An 18,691-nucleotide genomic window follows, 5' to 3' on the forward strand; every position below is an offset into this window, starting at 1 on the left:
GGTTATGCCGGCGTGCCCACAACAGCTGGCTGGTGGGCGCCGCGGGGAAGCGCGGACGGCCCGGCTCCTGGCTCCCCTCGCACGGAAGGGTCACGCCCTGGTGCTCCACGACCGTGCCGTTCCGAACAGCCGCGCGAACCTGGACCACCTCGTCTTCACGGTGGCCGGTGCGGCGTACGTGGACACGAAGAACTGGACGTCGGGCAAGTCCCGGCTGACGGTACAGGGCAGCACCCTGCGGTACGGGCAGTACGACCAGAGCCACGCTCCGCAGACGGTCGTGTGGGAGGCGGAACAGGCGTGTGCTCGGCGTTCCGGTGCGCCCGGTGGTCGCCGTGCACGGCGCCAAGGTCGCCGCGCCGCGCGGCCGCATGGAGATCGGTGCGTGACCGTGGTGGAGGCGAGGCGGCTGCGCGGCCTGCCGCGCAGCCTTCCTCCCCAACCGGGCTGGGACTCGGCATCGAAGTTTGAGCGGCGTGGGATTCCGGGGTGTCAGGGGTGTCGGCGGTCGACCTCGAGCGAGGCAAGTCCGACTCACGCAGGAGGAGCGAGCTTTCTCACAGCCTGTCCACGGGAAGCTCGCGAACTGGCCACCGGTGCGGGTGACACGGGGCGTGGTCGCCCGGCGGTGTGCTCGTGCGGGGTCTAGCGTGCGGTCATGGGTGTGATCGGCGCGGACAGTACGGGAGACATGGGCGAGCCCGCGTACGCGGAGAGCCCGGCGCGGCTGGCCGCTCTGTCCGACGGTGTCTACGCAATCGCCATGACACTACTGGTGCTTGATGTCTCCATCCCCGAGGGCCTGGACGCGGCGGGCTTCCGGCACGAGATGAGCCAGGTCTGGCCCAAGCTCGGTGCGTACGCGCTCAGCTTCGCCGTCCTCGCCGCCTTCTGGCGCGACCAGCGCCAGATCCTTCACCGGGTGCGACGTGCCGACATCCTCACCGTGCGCCTGACCCTGGCCGGCCTGGGCGCTGCCGCGCTGCTGCCGTTCCCCACCGCATTGCTCTCCGAATACGGCAGCGAGCAGCCACTGGCCGTGTCCACCTACGCAGCCACCATCGCTCTGATCACCCTGTTGCACCTCGCGCTGTTCACCAGCATCTGGCGGCGCGAAAGCCTGCAGGCCCGGCCTATTCCCGACCGTGTCGGCTGGACCACCGTCACGGAACAGGGCGCGGTCGCCCTGCTCTGCGCGGCATCCGTAGTGATCGCCTTCGTCGTCTCCCCTCAGGCAGCACTGTGGACCTGGCTCCTGTCGCTCCCCCTCAAACATGCGATCCGCTGGCGCAGCCGAACAACCCGCCACGCATAGCCCGACTCGAACAAGAGCGGCGCCAGCACCACTCGGACTTCGATGGCGCACGCTCAGAGTTCGATGGCACAGGACACCGGGAGTTCGTGTACCGGGCGTTCGACTCGCTCGAAGACTTCGTCACCCGGGACTGATCCCGGCTCTGACCCTTGGGGCCGCCGTGGGCCCTGACCGTGTATCTGAAGCTGTGACCACGGCCCCGCGCCGGCCGGCTCTCTCTGATGTCGAGGTGGCCCCCACTTCGCGGACCGCCTGGAGAAGGCCGACGCCTTGAGGAGACCGTCCTCAGGATGGCTGTCATGACGAACGGAACGACCTGGCTTGCTGCCCCTCAATGCCTCGCCTTCGGGGGCCACTACGTGGTGCTCGCCCGTGGGCTCTCCCTGGATGAGCTCGCCGACCGCCTCACTGCGGCCGTGCGGTACGACACGAAGCACATCGCCGTGGCGGTCGGGGAGCACACCGGAGAATCCCTTCTGGAGCTCATGGACGACACGTACGGCGATGCCGTCGACGGCATCGGCCTGCGCCTCGGCCGCGCCGGGGACTGGTCGTACGCGGTCGCGTACGGCGGCTGGCCGGGCGAGTTCGGCTCCCTGGCACCGGCATCGCGCGGCGGAGCGCCCGTCTGCCTCCTGGAGTACGACGAGGGGAACGGCAAGCCGGTCCCGCCGCATCTCGAGCACTTCCACGACGGCCGGCTCCTGAGCGGCTGCAATCTGCACCTGGACGCCTCGTGGGGCTACCAGGGAGTCGACGGCGACCCCGCGACGGCCGCCCACTTGCAGGAGTTGCTGACCGCCGCCGGCCTTCCGGACCCGGAGCAGAATCAAAGGGAAGTGCACCGCACCGCGCTGGGCATCGTCGAGAAGCTTCGGGCTCTCGCTGCCGAAAGACCTGATCGTGAACGGCACGCTGTCGGCTGTCCTGCTGGAACCGGCCTAATCCATCGCCAGGCCAACGGGAGGAGACCGATGGGTGTTCTCACTGCTCGCGAACATTCGCCGGGGGCTGACCCTCGCGTGTTCTCAGAACGCGCCGACAACCGTTCTCGGTCGGAACGGACAGCACTTCGACACTGGTATGGGAGGCACCAGGCTCCCGAGGCCGGGACGGTTCACGAGTTTCCACAGCACCCTGCTGTCCTCGGGCAGCTGACGCACCGTGTCGTCGCTCCCCCGCATCGTTGCCGCAGCGAGCGTCTCGCCGATCACCCCGGACCGGCATGGTCCGAAAGAGACGGCCTAAAGTGGCGAAATGCCCCTGCCTGCCGACCGGCTCGCCCTGGACCTGCTCGATGCGCACCTGGAGGCGCTATGGGACGGAACGGACCTCCCGCTGCCGCAGGGGCCGGTCCGCCTTGCAGCGGAAGGAGGGGGCAAGCTCGTCCACTGGGCCCTCGACCAGCTCCGGCGCATCCCCCGCGAGCCGAAGGACGCCTTTGCCCGTCAAGTCGGCGATCTTCTGGTGGAGTTCCGCTCCCGTCGCTGTCCCTGGAACGCGGCGGCGCTGCGGCTGCTCGACGACACGTACACCTTCGCGGCTACCGGCCCCCGGCGGTACGAGGACTGGGCGCACGACGTCCGCGCCGTGCTGCACCGGTCGGTCCCTGACCCCCGGGGCTGGGTCCGACTGGACTGGGACCGCACCAACACCGCCCGCCACACGGTGCCTGCGTACCCCTTCGATCCCCCGGACTCATCAGAGTTGCCCGGTCGCCTGTACCCCCTGGAGGCGGAGGCGGCGGTCGCCGCGCTCGCCATCATGGCCGAGGAATGGCAGTCGGAACGCGCCCCCGTCCGCTCCCGCGCGGACCGGAACGCCGTGCTGGCGGATGCCCGGACCCTGCTCGACCGGTACGGGCCCACCGCGCGCTACTGGACCAACGCGACGACCGCCGCCTCTGACCCGGCCCCGGACTTCCTCGCAGCGGGCCTCCAGGGGACTGAATCCCACGGCTTCCTCACCTCTGAGTACCTCAACGGCCTCGACTTCATCGAGGACCTGGGCCTGATCGCGGTGACCGACGACGAGGTGGGCGTCTTCTGGTCGTTCGGGGCGCACTGACGATGTTCAAAGGAGGCACCGGCAACCGTCGTAGCCGAGGCCATCCACTACGCCTACTACCAACTCCATAACGTCACCATTCGGGAGATCGTCCTGGCCGCCACCGGCCAGGAAGCCTGAACCGCTCGGCCCGCATGGCGGGCGCCCGAGCAAGGGACCTCAGCGGCCGCCCGGGGGCGAGGCCAGGCCGGGCAGCCAGCCGTCGTCGCCAGAACCGCAATTGCGTAACCACGACTGTCATGCTCTCGTCTTGCAGTCGACCTTCCCTTACCGCTCACCTGGACAGGATCCCTTCGCATGAAGTCACCGAACGAAATCGGGCGCCGCAGGCTGCTCGGCTCGGCTCTCTCTGTGGCCGTCAGCGGGACGGTGGCTTCCTGCAAGCCGGGCACAACGCCAGGACTCGGCAACCCCGCGGTCCGGGAACCGGTGGCCTACCTGCGCACGTCCTGGTCCGTCGACCCCTTCGCCCGCTGCTCCTACTCCTACCTCGCGCCCAGCAGCCTGGGTGCGCGGGCACGCACCATGCTGACCGCGCCGGTGGGAGGGCGCTTGTACTTCGCCGGGGAGGCGACGTCCTCCGAGGCGCCCTCCACAGCCCACGGCGCCCTGGAGAGCGGACGGCGCGCGGCCAGGCAAGTCATCGACGCGGCCGAGGAGGGCGAGCACATCGTGATCATCGGGTCCGGGTTCGCCGGACTCGGCTGCGCTCGCGCGCTTTTGGACGAGGACTACCAGGTGACGGTTCTCGAAGGGCGCGACCGCATCGGCGGGCGGATCTGGACCCAGCACATCGCCGGAGTCCCGGCGGAGATGGGAGCCTCCTGGATCCACGGCTCCTCGGGCAACGCCATGACCCGCGTCCTGAAGGAAACAGGCGATCCGAGCTACACCTTCGATTACGACAACGTCACTGGTGAGGACGAACAGGCGATGCGCGAGCTCGCCCGTTATGAGGAGCTGCTGGAGGACGTGGAGGACCCGGACGAAGCCACCGTCGCCTCGGTCATGCCCCGCAATCCCTCCGCCGCGCTGCGCACCGCGCTGACCATCAACTATCCGCTGGAGTACGCCGCCGAGCCCCGTCAGCTCTCGGTGACAGCCACCCTCGAAGGCCGCGGCCCCAAAGGCCCGGACCTCCTGCTGCCGCGGGGCTACGCCCGGCTCCTCGAGCACGTCCGCGGCGACGTCCCCGTGCGCACGCGGCAGGTCGTCACCGGCATCGAGTACGGCACCGACGGCGTGAGCGTGACCCTACGGGACGGCAACACCGTGCAGGCTGACCGCGCAGTGATCACCGTCCCGATCGGAGTGCTCAAAGCCGCGGCCATCGACTTCGAGCCGGCCCTGCCCGCCCCCAAGCAGAAAGCCATCGAAACCCTCGGAGCCGGCCTCCTCGACAAACTGTGGCTCGAATTCCCCAAGCCCTTCTGGGACAAGGACGCCAACGTCATCGAATGGTCCGACCCGAAAAACCCCGGCCTGTGGCCCTGGTGGGTCAACGGATACAAGATCTTCGGCAAGCCCGTCCTCCTCGGCCTCAACGGCGGCGACCACGCCCACCGGCTCGCCCGGGCGTCCGACGACGAGGTCGTCGACAGCGCGATGAGAGTCCTGCAGCACATGCACTCCTGACCTGCGCCACTCAGACCCCGCCCCGGCTCCGGCAGTCAGTCAGCTTCTTCGGTCGGCAGTTGCCGATACACCCGAAGCGGTGCCGACCCTGGCCGACCTCGGGCCAGGCCGGCCGGGTGCCCCGCCACCGGCTGCCGCCGGCCTGGACCTGCCGAGCGCGGACATCCGCATCGGCTGCGCAAGGTGCTCGGCCCCCGGCCAGGAACTCGACTCGCACCTCGACGCGCTCAGCAAGCACGGCATCCCGAGGGACAAGATCTTCAGCGAGAAGAACAGCACCCGGGTGCGAATCCGCCCCGCCTTCGATGAGGCGCTGAAGACCGCACGGGCCCTGGTCCGGTGGTGACCGCCGGTCAGGCGCCTGGGACCAGTGAGCTCGCATGTTGCGGTGTCGCGTGTTCGTCAGCGGAGATGTGTTCATGCCCTGAGGGTGCGCCGTGATGTTCGGGAGTATCCCCCTCCGCTGTTTGACCTCGCTTTGCAACTGCGAGCTTCCGCTCACTCGAGATAGAGAGCTGCCAAGCGGGGCAGTCGGCGAGTCATTTCGCCATGGTCGTCGAAATCGAAGTTCCAGGTGGGGTCCAGCTCCGGGTATCGGATGGTGAACGCATCGTCAGGGAGTTGTTTGCCGGTCGCCACGATGTGTGCGTTCCAGACGATGCTTAGCGCCTCCTCGCACTCGAGATCGAGTCCGTCGGCCGCTGACGCTCGCACGATGGGCAGTTCTGCCAGGGCATCGGGGTCAGCGACTGTGCGCTCGAAGGCCTCGCGTCCCTGCGCGATCAACCAGCCACGGAAGTAGTCAAAGCCGTCGTCGGAGCATCCACCGTTGATCACGTAGGCAGCGGCCCACACAGGGTTCGTGTAGGAGTCTGCCATCAGGTCCCACAGCACCTGCTGAGCGGCAACGATCTCCTCGGCCGGGTGCGTGGCCAGCTGCGAGGTTACCCGGCGGGCGACATCTTCGCCGTCGTTCGGGTTGGACGCCTGATTGCGGGCTGCCTCAATGAGCTGCCAGAACTGCTGTTTGTTCATGGCCGCAGAGCATGCCACCTGGTACTGACATCGGGCCGGTCACGGGAGCTCGGCCCACCAGAGCAGCCAAGTCGCTCCTGTCAGAGTGTGTGGTCGCCGGGCGCATATCGCCTCCAGGTTCCTGCGGCTTCGGTGACCAGCCGAGTGGCGGTCTTGTCGTGGTGCGGCAGGCATCAGGTGACGGGTCCCGGCACAAGACCCTGTGCCGCCTCCGGCACCTGGTCCTCAGGCGGGGCGCTTGGCCATGACGACCAGACCCGGTCCGCTTTGCTCATCTGCAGGGAGCCGAAGTTCGGCGACCGGGCGCAGTCCAGCCTGCTCGATCAGGTCCACGAGCTGTTCCGGCCGCCACTTGTGCGTCGTCCAACGAACGGGTACACCTCCGTAGGCCTCGGTGCGCACCGCGTCTTCGTCGCCGACGTGTGTTGCGGTGATGAAGTGTCCGCCCGGCTTCAGGGCGCGCGCGAACAGGGCGAGAACCTGAGGAAGGACATCGCGAGGGAGGTTGAACAGTGACCACCACCCGAGCACGCCGCCAAGGGACGCTTCACCGAGGTCGAGGTCGGTGGCAGAGGCGACACCGAAGCGGCATTGCGGATGAAGACGGCGCGCGTTCTCGATCATTCGAGGAGAGAGATCCACCCCGGACACGTCGAGTCCGCGTTCGGCAAGGTAGGCGGTCACCGTTCCGGGTCCGCAGCCGACGTCGAGGACAGGCCCAAGCTCGCTCACGGTGTCAGCGAAGGCATCGATTGATGCCTTGAGCCATGGATGGCGACGGATGTCGCCGACTCCCGTCGTCACCACCATGTGGGCGTAGTTGTCAGCCACCCGGTCATAGGACTCACGGACCACGTCGAGATCGGCTGGGCGGTCTATATGGTGTGCGCGCATCAGCCAACAATAGGACGACGGTCCTGGGCACACCGCAACGGGAGCCGGCCTAAGGATCTGTCGGTCCTGGTGGGCGGCTGACGGGGCATCGGTCGCGGGACCGCTCTGAAGCTGTCCCGCAGACAGCGGCCCGATATCTGTGGCATCGGCGATGCTGAGCTGCGACAATACCGCGCCGGAACTGCGCGAAGCGGTCCCGTTGGCTGCGGCAAGGCCCTTGGCGCCGGCTCTCGGTCCGCTGCTCCCCGACCCCCTGGTCGGACAGGTGCCGAGTCCGGCCCTCGCCCCGATCCGGGTGAGCACGTCGTCGGCGGACCCGGTCGGCATGACATCTCGTGCAATTCTTCCGTCCGGGACGAACCGAGGGCCCGCGCCGACGAGGCGCGGGCCTGCGGGCAGTGTTCGCCGGCTTCGCCGCGTGGGTACCGTTCCCGTCATGCGCACACGACGACTGCTCCCCCTCGCCCTGACCGCGCTCCTGCTGGGCGCTACCGCTCCGGCAGCCACGGCCGCCCCCGCAGCCGACCCCTGTGGGTATTTCACCCGCAACCACCTGGCCTTCTACAACCACTGCACCAACGACGGCTCCCGCATCAAGATCAAGATCGACCGGATCAACTGGTGGGACACCACCCACTGCGTCGACCCCGGCACCACTCAACTCGGAACCACACAGCAGATCCGCAACGCCTGGTACACCGGCCGGCTCTGCTGAACCGGGCGGCAGTTTTCGAGCGGTCGTCCAGCACGCCGTTCTTCCAGGGAGCTTGCCACAGCACCCCGGTCAGGGCGTTGTCCTCCCACTGGCCGACGACCTCGAGGCAGCCCGCGAGCACCTTGGAATGCGGAGCCCAGCCTCCCTGCTCGGCGATGACGATCCGGTCGTGGCCCTTCAGCCGGGAGGACGTGGCGAGTCCGCGACGCGGGGAGTGTCCGGTGAAGCGGATCTCGAGCCCGGCGCCCTGGCCGGCACGGGTGATGACGTCTCCTATGGAGGGCGGGCTGCAGCCCGCCCTCCATCACGGTGTAGCAGCACGAGGGCAGGCGGCGCCACGCGTACCCGGGGCCTGGCCGCGGCCGCGGGTCTCACCTTTGGCCTCCATCTGCTTGACCAGCTGCTTGAGCCGGTTGCGGGCGAGGCGGGCGACGCCCTCCTCCGGGGTGACGCCCTCCTCCGGGGTGACGCCCTCCTCCGGGGTGACGCCGTGCTCGGTGCGGGCGGAGACGACGGTGCGGAGAGGCGGCGGTCGATGGTGGACGGTGCGGTGCAGGTGCCGCGCTTCGATCCGGGCCGGGTCCACAGCATCACCAGGGTGCCGGGGGTGACGGCGAGCAGGGGACGCCGCTGTCGGCGCAGAACTTGCCCCAGGTCGCCCAGTCCTGTGCGTAGCGCCCTAAGGGTTGTCCCGCAACTGATCTTGGCATGGGTAGTTGTCAGGACTGGATACTGGGGACCACTGGTGGGCTCCGCCGCCACGGTCACATCGTTCTCGTGTACTGTCCGGTTTGATCACTTGGCGTCCAAGGTGGCTCAGGGCGCAACGGGGGGCGCGCGGATCCACCCAGTGGCAGAGTCCCCCCTGCTATGGTGCGCCGATGTCAGCGATCAAGAAGTTCCAAGTCACCTTCGACTGCGCAGAACCTGAGCGCCTCGCTCGCTTCTGGTGCGAGGTGTTGGGGTACGTCGTACCGCCGCCACCGAAGGGGTTTTCCACCTGGGACGATTTCAAGCGCTCGCAGCCACCTGAGCAGCGGGATTCATGGTTCGCCTGCATAGATCCCTCAGGAGTGGGCCCGCGACTGTACTTCCAGCGCGTCCCCGAAGGGAAGGCCGCCAAGAACCGGGTGCATCTTGATGTGCGGGTCGGCACCGGGCTCGTGGGTAAAGAGCGCCTCGCCGCACTTGAGGCCGAATGCGCACGACTGGTCCCGCTCGGCGCGGTACACGTGCAAACGCTGTATGACGGCAATGACTCGTGCATCCCGATGCAGGACATCGAGGGCAACGAGTTCTGTATCGACTAACCGTTCTCTGAGCCGGAGATGTGGGGAGCCGCCTCCCTTGGACCTCTCTGGTCTCGCATGGGGCGGGAGTTGTCCCGTGAGGGCGACGTTGTGCAGCCGGGCGATGCCGAGCATGGCAGTGTGAACGCCATCGCCTTTCAGACGGCAGTCGCGAAGGATCTTCCAAGCCTTCATCCGCGCGAAGACGTGCTCGACGCGGGCCCGGACCTTGCGGTGGGAGGCGTTGTGCTCCTCCTTCCAAGCCGGCAGTTCGGTCTGGCCGCGTTCACGGCGGTGCGGGATGAGCAGGCCGGTGCCCCGGTAGCCGCCGTCCCCGATGACCGTGGCCCGGCCGACGGCGGCCTTCGCACCGGAAAGTTCCCACGCCTTGCAATCGTTGCGGTTGCCCGTGACCGGCCGGCCAACGGTGACGACGAGTCGGGTGCCGGCGTCGATGATGACCTGGTGGTTGGTCGCGTACCGGTAGTTCTAATAGGTCATCAGCGAGCCCGAGCGCGGGAGTGCAAGGGTCGCCAGGCGACGTGGAAGCCTGCCGCCGTTCTGGGACTGGATCCCTGTGGTCAGACCGGCTCCGCCTCGCCCTGCCGGGCGGAGACCTTCGGTAGTTCCGGGACCTTGATCTCTCGTCAAAGACCGGTCCCGCCCGGCAGAAGCTCGGACATCACCGGCTTTCATGTCCTCAGCCCGCCGGCAGGGGCTGGCCTCTCAGCAGTTCGCGAGCCCATGAGCTCTCCGTCGCCGTCGCCTCCAACGAGTCCTTCGGCGGCTGGACCAAGACGTTCACCGACCCCCGCCTCTGCGCGGCCCGGCCATCGTCGACCGACTCACCTTCAACGGCACCATCATCGAGACCGGCACCGACTCCTACCGACTTGCCAGCACCCGAGCACGCGCCGAGCACGCTGAAGCCGGCTGACCGGAGTCCCCTGCTGGTCCTCTGCCCCAAGGGGCAGCGGACCAGCCAAGCCTCATGACCTGCTTCATCCTCCGAGTGCGAACGACGCTCGTTCTTGCCACTTCGTGCCGTCGTGCACGATGAGTTCAACCGACGAGACGTGAGACGTGAACGGGAGCCTGCCGGCGAGGTCGGCCTCGATCTCCTCCATGACGGCGCCTTCCTGACCTTGAGCGATGGTCAGGTGCGGCACGATCTCGGCGAACCGGCCGCCATACGGCGGAACCTCAGGCCAGCGATCAGCGATCGCCTCCGTGAGCTGCCGCAACTGCGTATCAGGCTCGGGGACGAGATACAGCACTTCCGGGAGTCGTCCACATCTCTCGAACCGCAGGTCAAAGGCCTGGTAGCTTCCCAGCACGTCCGCGAGAGCGGAGTAGACGAGCGCATCTCTTCGGCTCTCGTCGAGGAACGGGAAGAGCACGGTGACATGGGCTGGAACCCCGGCCTGGGCTGAGGGGTCGAGCCGTTCACGCCACCCGCGGACGGACGGCTCCGCCTCGGGGATCCGGACGATGAGCCCCGTCTGGCCCGCCTGAAACGCACTGGTGCTGTCATCTGCCATGACACCGCATGGTGTCACCTCTGCCCGCCCCGTCGCGGGGCCGAAGTGCGGCAAGGAGCCGCACCGGACCAAGGGTGCACACCCAGGAACCGGTCACGGCCCCGACGGCGTCGGCCAGGTGATCGGTCATCGCAACGTGGACGGCGGTGTCGGCGCACAGTGCTGCCCACTCCGCATCCAGGCGGTCAAAGATTCCGCCGGCGGTGAGGGGGGTGCTGTACCTCGAGCACGGCACGTCTCCTTTCGGATCTCGTGTCTCCTCGGACTGGCTTGCCCGGCTCCCTGAAAGAGCAGGTGAAAGGCTTGCCCATGTGCTGGGCAAGCCGTCCGTGACCGATCGGGCAAGCCTCCCCGGGGGCTGGGCAAGCCCCCGTGACCGGTCACGGCGGGGTCAGAGCGAGGGGCCACGCTCCTCGGCCTTCCGGCCGGTCCGGGCAGCGGGCGCGCCCTGTCCGCGGTACTCCTGAGGCGTCAGACCGTACGCCGCGCGGAAGGCTCTGGTGAAGCCGGCAGGGCTGCTGTATCCCCATCTCGCCGCGACAGTCCGGATTGGCATGTCACGGCTCAGAGGGTCGGTCAGTTCGCGGCGGCAACGCTCCAGCCGGCGTTCGCGAATCCAGTCCGAGACGGTGGTGCCCTGTTCCGCGAACAGCCGGTGCAGCGAACGGACGGACAGGTGGTGGGCCGCGGCGATCGTCACCGGGGACAGCTCCGGGTCACCGAGCGAGCGCTCGATGTGGGCGTGGATCCGCACGAGCAGGGCACTGCGACCGCTTTCCTGGGGCATGGCGTTCCCTGCGGCGATGTGGTGGGCAAGCAGGGCCGTGATGAGGTCGACGAGCACATTGCCCAGCCGTACCGCGTCCGCCGGCCGGTAGTCGGACGGGTCCAGGACGATGCAGGTTACGTACTGGCTGAGCAGCGCGCCCATACCCTCCAGGGCGGGTAACGGCACTGTGGTGATCCTGTCGATCCGATCGGGCGGCCAGGGGATCAGCGTCCGGGGGAACTGGACGTGTACGGTCGAGACCGATCCGCCGCCTGGATCGACCGCGTTGCCCCCGAGCCGCCACGCGCCGCACAGCATCACGTCGTGATGCCTGGTCCCGCCGCTGGGGGCGGGCTGCGAGACGGTGACCAAGCCCCAGTTCACCGGCGGCAGTTGACGACAGCCAGGGGGAACGTGCCGGACGGATTCGGCCGGTCGGCGTGTCCGGTCCGGGTAGAGGATGACAGCGGACACGCGTACGGCCCCGAGATCCCGCACCAGCACGGTTGTCTGCCTGTCGCCCGTGTGGCTGACGCGGGCCTCCGAGGGCGAAAGCGGGCCGGCCAGAGGTTCGTGCCAGTGGGCGAGGCAGTCACCCGTCGGCGGCCGGGAACGGTGGTCGGTCATCGTCGGTCCCCCCTGTGAGTTCTCGTGACGGCTCGTCAACACAGTGCACGGACCGCATGGTTGTGCCCGGTGTCGCTTCCCCGACGCGGCACTCAGGCACAGGGTAGTGTCCACTTGTTCGAACGGCCCCGGTTCAGGGGCGTACTGGAGCTCCTCAGGCGGCTCCGAAGGACCTCGGTCCGGTTCGGTACACCGCAGCGTGGTCAGCGGCCTTCCGTCGGGGCAGCGGGACACCCGCCGCCCCCAGGACACGAACTGGTCCGCAAGGTTCACCTGGGAAAGCTCGCGGTGGCCTGACCCATACCTTGCCACCGTCAGCCCCGCCTGCCGAGAAGCCCTCCCCGCAGGCGCGAACTTCGGCTGAGGGCGAGGCCTTCTAGCCTCTCAGAACGGTCCGCTGGTAGTACTGGATGCGGTCGCCGCCGTGGAAGAAGTTGTACCCCAGGTCCGGCTGCTGGGCGACGGTGAGGAGGTACGCACCGTCGTCCTGATACGTCTCGTCCCCCCTCAGGAAGTACACCCCTCCGCTTCCCTTGCCGTCGTAGTAGACCTCGTACGAGTCGTTGTAGTGCAGCCAGCGGAGCCGATCGTCGGCCTTGCTCCACGTTTCGTTCCCGACCCAGCCGTCGTCGTCTATGCCGTACAGCCGCTGCCACTTGACTGTGGCCGCAGCCGTGTTGGGACCGAACGAACCGTCGATCCCGGACGCCGGAAGCAGCCCCTCCGCGACGAGGATCGACTGCCACATCACGACCAGATCCGTGTTCCGCGAGTCGGCGCAGCCGTTGCACAGCGAATTGCCGAGTTCGGAGTAGTGGTCGCCGAAGTCGTCGGTCAGGATTCCCCCGCCGTCGACGAACGTGGTGCCGTACACACCGGAATTCCCAGGGACGGCGTTGGCCGTGCCGGCGAGCAGGAACATGCTCACGACAGCCGCAAGCACAGCGAGAACCACTCGTCTCATATCAGTCTCCTCGTCGTCCGATGGCTCAGGTCGTGCGGCCGGAAGCAGAGGGGTGGTCTGTACCTTCCGACGGCGAGGAGAGTGTCGCCTGCCCGAAGCGCGCTTGTCGTTGTCGCGGAGCGCCAAGCAGTTGCCTGCGAGCGCCAGTTCGAACGACGGCTTCGCGGGCGGAACGCCTCGCGTCACACCACGCCTCCCGCGGCCTTCACCTGGAACCGAGAACGTCCCCCGAAGGACTCGGCAATCCGATCGGTGAGCTGGGAGAGGCGACGATCACGCACGCCCGGAGCGGGAAGGAGCGCACACTGCGACGGCGTCCGGGTAACCGCTTCGGCAGGGATGCTTTCGCCGCCGACCCCTCGGACGTCGCCTCAATGTCGGCTACATCATTGCTTGTTGACCGCCTCGATCTGGAGCACACTGGCGTCGCTTCACCACAGGCTCCCCTCGGCGGCACGGGAGACCGCCCGGTCACGCCTGCGCGGTGCCGCCGGCTGCGCCATGCCGGCCAGACCCTGTCCTTGCTCCAACCGCTGCTCCAGCGGTCCTTCGTGCAGGTACCAATTCATGTGGGGGGAATACATGTCCGCACGTCTGCCACGGAAATCTTGGGTGAAAGCCGCCACCGTCTCGGCCCTGACGCTGGCCGCGACGTTGGCCGGAGCCGTGGTCGCGCCGACAGCGGCCGTCGCCGACACCGGCGACCGTACACAGACCGTCAGCTGCTCGTCCCTGTGGGTCAACGACTCCGCCGGAGTGACCCATGCCAGGCTGCAGAACTGCACCGTCACCTGGGGAAAGAACATCTTCGACGGCTCCTACTGGCAGACGGTGAAGTTCCAGCTCCTCGACTCCCGCACCGACGGCGTCTGCGCCAAGGCACTCGTCATTCCGTCCGACACCGGGGCAAGCGCCTCCTCCAGCGAGTGCAACGGCATCTGGACGACGAAGACCGCGAACTTCAGCGGCCGGACCCCGAACATCTTCATCAGGATCGCCTACGGCTCCAATTCCACATACGGCAAGATCAGCACCAATGTCACGCCGCCGTCCGGTTTCTGAGATGTGAGGGGGAAGGCAATGTCAGCACATCCGCAGAAGAAATCCATGAGGCCCCTGGCGGCCTCCGCCCTGACGCTTGCCGTCGGAATCAGTGGGGTCTTGCTGCTGCCGACCGCCGCGGCCGCCGACGACGGTGATCGTACGCAGACCGTCAGCTGCGGCACGCTGGAGAGCAAGGACTCCAGCGGGATCATCCATGCGAAGATCCGGAACTGCACCGTCACCTGGGGAAAGAACATCTTCGACGGCTCCTACTGGCAGACGGTGAAGTTCCAGCTCCTCGACTCCCGCACCGACGGCGTCTGCGCCCGGTCGAGAGTCGCCGGGGAGCACGGCGTCAGGGACTTCAGCGAATGCAACGGCGTCTGGACGACCAAGACGGCGAACTTCAGCGGCCGCACCTCGGACATTTTCATCTCCATCGGGTACGGACGCTCAGCGGGCGATCTCACACATTACAAGGGCATGATCGCGCCGTCCGGTTACTGAACCCGATCGCGGCCCGGTCCAGCTCAAGCTCCCATGCGGCAGCGCCCCTCATCGTCCCTGGCGTGGGCATTCGCACCCAGGGGACGCTGAGGGGCGGGCGCTCGGTCGGTCGTTCTACCTCTGATCTTGCGCAGTGCTCCCTCGTTTAGGGGAAGGTGCAGCGCATCCCGAAACTGCTCCGACCTGTCCGTGAGCAGGGGTCTGCACTGTCGGCCTCAGCCGACTATGTGGGACGCTGCTGATTCTCGATGTACTTCGGACGACGGTCAGGGGCGCGCCGCCGCAGGAGGCGGCGAAGTGGGAGCCGGACCGGAAGTGTCCGCCCCACAGGTAGCGGTGTACGTGGGTGTCGTACTCCTTGCGCAGGTAGCGGGAGGACACGCCTTCGAGGCTGTTGACCAGTTTGGGGAGCTGGACCTTGGGCGCGTGGTGCACGAGCAGGTGGACGTGGTCCTCTTGCCCGTTGAACTGCTTCAGCTCGGCCTCGAAGTCTGTACACACCTCGCGCTTGATGCGAAACAAGGAAGGTGTCGATGACACCGCTGGATCTGCCGGCCAGGCAACATGTGGCCCCGTGATGAAGGAAGCCGGCTTCAAGAAGTCCGGCCGCGCATCCGGATCGTCGCCAATAATGGCGGCAATGGGCGGGTGGGTGTGGTTCGACGACTGGCTACCGCCGAGTCGGACGCTGGGCGTGCACGCGGTCGGCTTCGCCCTCCTGGACGTTGAGGAGGTGCTGGTAGGCGAACTGGGTGTGTCCGCTCTGACGGCCGTGCCTGGCGTGGTGACGTGTGTGGCCGCTCGGCGGCACCGTCCCCGCCCTGCTGGACCGTGCACGTCGCGCGGTCCCGGGAAGTGCACCTTGCGTGCTTTCTTGATTGGGCCAGGCGCACGGTGAGCCATGTGCGAGTAACGCCACGTGCGGGTGACGATGGCGGGGCGGCTAGTCCAGCAGCCGCTGACTGATCAGGTCCATCACTTCCGCGCGGCTGCGCTTGCCGTTGTCGGCGGCGTTGAAGTGGTTGCCGATGCGCACAGAGACGGCGAGCAGACAGCGGACCTCGACCTCGTTTTCGTCGGGGCAGAAGGAGGAGAACAGCGAACGCAGGTAGTCCATACGGCGGTTGTCGACGCGGCGCAGGCGCTCGGCGACGGCCGCGTCGCGGCGGGCCCAGTCGCGGATCGCTATATCGGCGGTGGTGCCCCGCACCGGCCCGTCGGTGGCGGCGACGACGAACAGCCGCTCGAGTCTGGTCCTGGCGTCTCCCCCGCCGCTCTCAACCTGCTCGATCACGCTCTCGGTGACCTCGTGTTCCCAGGTGTCGAGCATTTCGGTGAGCAGCGCGCCCCGATTGCGGAAGTACCCGTAGAAACCACCCTTGCTGACGCCGAGTGCCTGCGCCAGCGCCTCGATCCGGACGGCTTCGGGACCGCCTGCGACCAGTGCCCGCAAGCCTTCCTCGATCCACTTGCCGCGTGGCGTGCGGGTCGCGCCCATGATGTGTGCCTCCTCACGTCCCTGCTCAGCATACGGGGGCGTATGGATGGGTCTACGCTCGATGTATACGCCACCGTACAGACAGGGGCCTGCTCATGCGACTTCCCCGAACCGCCCACACCGACCGCTCATGGCGGATCCACGAGATCGCCGACGACTTCACGGTCGAGGACGTGTGGGCACTGCCCACCCCCGGCGGACCCGACGATCTTGTGTGGCTGGTGCGCCAGTTCGCCGAAGGTCTCAGGAGCGGGGTGAAGGGAGAAGGTCCCGTCTCCCGCGTGCTCTTCGCCGTCCGCTGGAAGCTCGGAGCACTGCTCGGCTGGGACAAGTCCGGTACCGGCATCAGCACCCGGCTGCCTTCCCTGCGCGACCGGTTGCCGACGGACCTTCGCGAGGGCCCTCAGGGTCCCAACCTCGGCTCGTCCCCGTTCACCTCCCTCTATCAGAGGGACGACGAGTGGGCCGCCGAGATGGGCAACAAGACGGTGCACGCAGTGATGCACATCGGCTGGGTCCCGGACGGGTCCGGCGGCTACTGCGGCCAGATGGCCGTCCTGGTGAAGCCAAACGGGCTGTTCGGCACCCTCTACATGGCCGCCATCAAGCCCTTTCGGTACACCGGGGTGTACCCGGCGCTGCTGCGCTCCATCGGCCGCGAGTGGCAGGCGAACGCCGCCGCGCGGACCGCGCACTGACCGACTCCGTCCTCAGCCGACGCGCCGCGCATCTCCGGCAGGTGGTTCACGCACGCAGCCAGAGCCGGATTGCTGCGACGGGTGACGGTGCCGTGGAAGATGTCACCCGCGGTCAACGGTGGAGCAGCCAACGGCACATAGACAGGGCCAATCCACACGGCCCACCTTGTGCCCGAACGCACCGCTTATCGTCGAAAGCGTGCGCCGGCAGGCGATGCGGGTCGTGGTGTCAGTCGCCTCCGCCGCCCCCGCAGCCGAACCCGCCGCCGTCGCCAGCGCTCAGCCACGAGCCGGGACGCCGTCGCCTCCGCGACGGCGTGCCAGCTCCGCGCACCGCCGCGATGAACACCACGATGAGGCCGATCCCGACGACGCCCAGAAGTTCCAACGTCTCCACCCCGTTCCTCTGCATTCTGGATCTGTGTTTGCGACATCCCCCGCAGGGGCAGCGTGCAAAGCCCAATTGAGGAACTTCAGAGGGTTCTGTCGGTGGAACGGCCCCTGACCTGCGCAGAAGTGCTGTTCAGGGCCGTCCGGGGCTCACTCGTTGGGCCGTCTGCGGGCCGTGATCTTCTCCAACACCGCCGCGACGGTCACGCTCTCGACAGCCGCGCCTTACGCGCCCACTGACGCCGCTCCCGCCGCACCACGGATGTCAGCACCCGTTTTTGGTCCCCGCCTCGGAGCCGGCTGCTCGGCAGGGGGCGAAACGGCCTGGGGCCACGACTCGCCGCCGCAGGCCCCAGGCCGGCACAAGCCCTTGCCCGCCGGATCCGATGCCGGCCAGGACAATTCAGAAGGAAGAGTTCACGCCTGCTTCCATATCTCCTGCACCCACTCGGGGTGGTCTATGAACGGGTTCCGGTTGTGCTGGAACTTCTCGAAGATGGTCTGGTTGCGCTTCTTCTCGAAGTCGTCCGGCGGGTCCTGCTCGTTCCACTCCTTCAGCACGGACAGGCGACCGATGTGCGGCGCGGAACCGTTGTCGACGTTGTCGTTGGGTTCGAGGTCGGCGAAACCGTCGCCGCCGTCGTAGCGGACGGCCATGTACAGGATCATGCGGGCGACGTCGCCCTTGTCCGCGTCACGGGGCTCGAACGAGTCGCCGTCGGTGCGATTGCCCGGGGCCTCCTCGACCTCCTCCCCGCCGGCGTCGAAGTCCTTGTTCCCCCGCGTGCTGTTGACGGTCACGTCCGTGGGGCGCAGGTGGTGGATGTCGGTGCCGGGGCCGGCATCGGTGCCGAAGTCGCCGTGGGACTTGGCCCACACATGTTCGCGGTTCCAGTCGTCGTTTCCGCTGCCGTTGCTGTCCTTGCTCTGCGAGCGGCCGCTGTAGAAGAGGATCACGTTCGACGGGTTCGCCGGGTCCTCGTCGGTGTCCTTCAGCGCGTCCCAGACCTGGTCGTAGCCGAGTCTGGTCTGGTCGCTGACGATGGTGTGCAGGGCCTTTTTCAGTTCCGGGCCGGTCTTTCCCAACGCGTCCTTGTAGTACGTGTCGTCGTACGCGTCCACCGCGTCGGCGGACCGGTCGGCAGTGGGGGTGGGGGTGGAGGGGTTCTGGGTGGCCATCGCAGCGGCGGGGGCGGCGATTGCGGTCACGGCCACGGCGACGACGGCCAGGCGCCACGGTTTACGGCGCTTGAGGCGGTGGGTGGACATGGTGTGGGGGGTGTCCTCTCCCTGATCGGGCGACCGGCGGCGCAACTGTCGCGCGCGCCGGCGCAAAGCAACAGGTGTTCGATCAGGGAGCTTTCCATGCCGTCGCCCCCACCGCGTGGACAGGCTGCGCCCATCGTGTGCCGACACCGTGAACACCGCTGAAGCGCAGCCCTGTACCCCGGCGGCAGCGGGCCAATCCTCTGTTGCAGCGATGCGCAACAGCACCGGCCATAAAGGGAGTTGGCCCGTCAACGCCCTTGATGCACCGCGCAACTGTTCCCCATAATCGCTAGGCGCTTTGCGAACTCATCCCCCACTGGGTTCGGACGCACCACTGCGTGCTGCCATGACACAACGGCGGTACGCGGGTGCTCTGCCATGCCGCCGTCGGCGTGGTCCGCCGATCCTCGTGGGCCGGGTTCGAAACGCGTGTC

Annotated in this window: 19 protein-coding genes and 3 pseudogenes; 11 read left to right on the forward strand and 11 right to left on the reverse strand. The window is 67.7% G+C overall.

All coding sequences use genetic code 11. The features are described 5' to 3' along the window. Window positions 1-4 precede the first annotated feature (4 nt). The 5 genes from OHS70_RS00505 to OHS70_RS00525 all read left to right on the forward strand — a co-directional run bounded on the left by OHS70_RS00505 (window position 5) and on the right by OHS70_RS00525 (window position 5,363). Window positions 5-649: a nuclease-related domain-containing protein gene (locus OHS70_RS00505; RefSeq protein WP_328392439.1), complete on the forward strand. Its 645-nt coding sequence runs from the start codon at window positions 5-7 to the stop codon at window positions 647-649. A 9-nt stretch (window positions 650-658) separates the two neighbouring features. Then, a complete protein-coding gene (locus tag OHS70_RS00510; protein ID WP_328392441.1) occupies window positions 659-1,315 on the forward strand; it encodes a TMEM175 family protein in 657 nt (218 codons plus the stop codon). Between the two features lie 1,257 nt (window positions 1,316-2,572). After that, entirely contained in the window at window positions 2,573-3,382 is an 810-nt protein-coding gene (locus OHS70_RS00515) for a hypothetical protein (protein ID WP_328392442.1), read from the forward strand. A gap of 297 nt (window positions 3,383-3,679) precedes the next feature. Continuing rightward, on the forward strand, window positions 3,680-5,017 hold the full coding sequence (locus OHS70_RS00520) for a flavin monoamine oxidase family protein (protein WP_328392443.1): 1,338 nt from the start codon (window positions 3,680-3,682) through the stop codon (window positions 5,015-5,017). Between the two features lie 79 nt (window positions 5,018-5,096). Next, window positions 5,097-5,363, forward strand: a complete 267-nt coding sequence (locus OHS70_RS00525; RefSeq protein WP_328392445.1) for a hypothetical protein — start codon at window positions 5,097-5,099, stop codon at window positions 5,361-5,363. 152 nt (window positions 5,364-5,515) lie between these two features. Here the strand turns inward: OHS70_RS00525 and OHS70_RS00530 are convergent, their stop codons facing one another. Beyond that, window positions 5,516-6,052, reverse strand: coding sequence for a DUF4240 domain-containing protein (locus OHS70_RS00530; protein ID WP_328392447.1), 537 nt, complete (start codon window positions 6,050-6,052; stop codon window positions 5,516-5,518). 225 nt (window positions 6,053-6,277) lie between these two features. Beyond that, window positions 6,278-6,946: a class I SAM-dependent methyltransferase gene (locus OHS70_RS00535; protein WP_328392449.1), complete on the reverse strand. Its 669-nt coding sequence runs from the start codon at window positions 6,944-6,946 to the stop codon at window positions 6,278-6,280. Between the two features lie 436 nt (window positions 6,947-7,382). Between OHS70_RS00535 and OHS70_RS00540 the strand changes: the two genes are divergently transcribed. After that, window positions 7,383-7,661 (forward strand): DUF6355 family natural product biosynthesis protein, encoded by a 279-nt coding sequence (locus OHS70_RS00540; protein WP_328392451.1) that lies wholly within the window; start codon window positions 7,383-7,385, stop codon window positions 7,659-7,661. Between the two features lie 304 nt (window positions 7,662-7,965). On the opposite strand, the gene OHS70_RS00545 is transcribed toward OHS70_RS00540, so the two are convergent. After that, complete coding sequence (locus tag OHS70_RS00545) at window positions 7,966-8,247, reverse strand: hypothetical protein (protein ID WP_328392453.1); 282 nt, start codon at window positions 8,245-8,247, stop codon at window positions 7,966-7,968. 295 nt (window positions 8,248-8,542) lie between these two features. On the opposite strand from OHS70_RS00545, the gene OHS70_RS00550 reads away from it, so the two are divergent. After that, entirely contained in the window at window positions 8,543-8,971 is a 429-nt protein-coding gene (locus tag OHS70_RS00550) for a VOC family protein (protein ID WP_328392455.1), read from the forward strand. Between the two features lie 72 nt (window positions 8,972-9,043). On the opposite strand, the pseudogene OHS70_RS00555 reads toward OHS70_RS00550, so the two are convergent. Beyond that, window positions 9,044-9,439 (reverse strand): annotated as a pseudogene (locus tag OHS70_RS00555) (transposase); the annotation flags it as partial. Between the two features lie 263 nt (window positions 9,440-9,702). Between OHS70_RS00555 and OHS70_RS00560 the strand changes: the two are divergent. After that, window positions 9,703-9,887: pseudogene (locus tag OHS70_RS00560) on the forward strand (ATP-binding protein); the annotation flags it as partial. Window positions 9,888-9,951: 64 nt separating this feature from the next. Here OHS70_RS00560 and OHS70_RS00565 read toward each other — a convergent pair. The 4 genes from OHS70_RS00565 to OHS70_RS00580 all read right to left on the reverse strand — a co-directional run bounded on the left by OHS70_RS00565 (window position 9,952) and on the right by OHS70_RS00580 (window position 13,420). Next, a complete protein-coding gene (locus OHS70_RS00565; RefSeq protein ID WP_328392457.1) occupies window positions 9,952-10,491 on the reverse strand; it encodes a 2'-5' RNA ligase family protein in 540 nt (179 codons plus the stop codon). A 391-nt stretch (window positions 10,492-10,882) separates the two neighbouring features. Further along, a complete protein-coding gene (locus tag OHS70_RS00570; protein WP_328392459.1) occupies window positions 10,883-11,887 on the reverse strand; it encodes a helix-turn-helix domain-containing protein in 1,005 nt (334 codons plus the stop codon). Window positions 11,888-12,263: 376 nt separating this feature from the next. Continuing rightward, on the reverse strand, window positions 12,264-12,851 hold the full coding sequence (locus OHS70_RS00575; protein ID WP_328392461.1) for a peptidoglycan-binding domain-containing protein: 588 nt from the start codon (window positions 12,849-12,851) through the stop codon (window positions 12,264-12,266). Between the two features lie 431 nt (window positions 12,852-13,282). Beyond that, a complete protein-coding gene (locus OHS70_RS00580) occupies window positions 13,283-13,420 on the reverse strand; it encodes a hypothetical protein (RefSeq protein ID WP_328392463.1) in 138 nt (45 codons plus the stop codon). Window positions 13,421-13,463: 43 nt separating this feature from the next. Between OHS70_RS00580 and OHS70_RS00585 the strand changes: the two genes are divergently transcribed. After that, window positions 13,464-13,913 carry a hypothetical protein gene (locus OHS70_RS00585; RefSeq protein WP_328392465.1) on the forward strand — a complete coding sequence of 150 codons (450 nt, stop codon included), beginning with the start codon at window positions 13,464-13,466 and terminating at the stop codon, window positions 13,911-13,913. A gap of 45 nt (window positions 13,914-13,958) precedes the next feature. Further along, window positions 13,959-14,402, forward strand: coding sequence for a hypothetical protein (locus OHS70_RS00590; protein WP_328392467.1), 444 nt, complete (start codon window positions 13,959-13,961; stop codon window positions 14,400-14,402). A gap of 223 nt (window positions 14,403-14,625) precedes the next feature. Here OHS70_RS00590 and tnpA read toward each other — a convergent pair. Then, window positions 14,626-14,906 (reverse strand): annotated as a pseudogene (gene tnpA, locus OHS70_RS38940) (IS200/IS605 family transposase); the annotation flags it as partial. A gap of 439 nt (window positions 14,907-15,345) precedes the next feature. Further along, a complete protein-coding gene (locus tag OHS70_RS00600) occupies window positions 15,346-15,900 on the reverse strand; it encodes a TetR/AcrR family transcriptional regulator (RefSeq protein WP_328392471.1) in 555 nt (184 codons plus the stop codon). 95 nt (window positions 15,901-15,995) lie between these two features. On the opposite strand from OHS70_RS00600, the gene OHS70_RS00605 reads away from it, so the two are divergent. Next, window positions 15,996-16,598 carry a DUF2867 domain-containing protein gene (locus OHS70_RS00605; RefSeq protein WP_328392473.1) on the forward strand — a complete coding sequence of 201 codons (603 nt, stop codon included), beginning with the start codon at window positions 15,996-15,998 and terminating at the stop codon, window positions 16,596-16,598. A gap of 807 nt (window positions 16,599-17,405) precedes the next feature. Here the strand turns inward: OHS70_RS00605 and OHS70_RS00610 are convergent. Beyond that, window positions 17,406-18,257 carry an endonuclease I family protein gene (locus tag OHS70_RS00610; protein ID WP_328392475.1) on the reverse strand — a complete coding sequence of 284 codons (852 nt, stop codon included), beginning with the start codon at window positions 18,255-18,257 and terminating at the stop codon, window positions 17,406-17,408. Between the last annotated feature and the right edge of the window lie 434 nt (window positions 18,258-18,691).

Origin of the sequence: Streptomyces sp. NBC_00390 (genome assembly GCF_036057275.1) — a bacterium.
GTDB lineage: Bacteria > Actinomycetota > Actinomycetes > Streptomycetales > Streptomycetaceae > Streptomyces.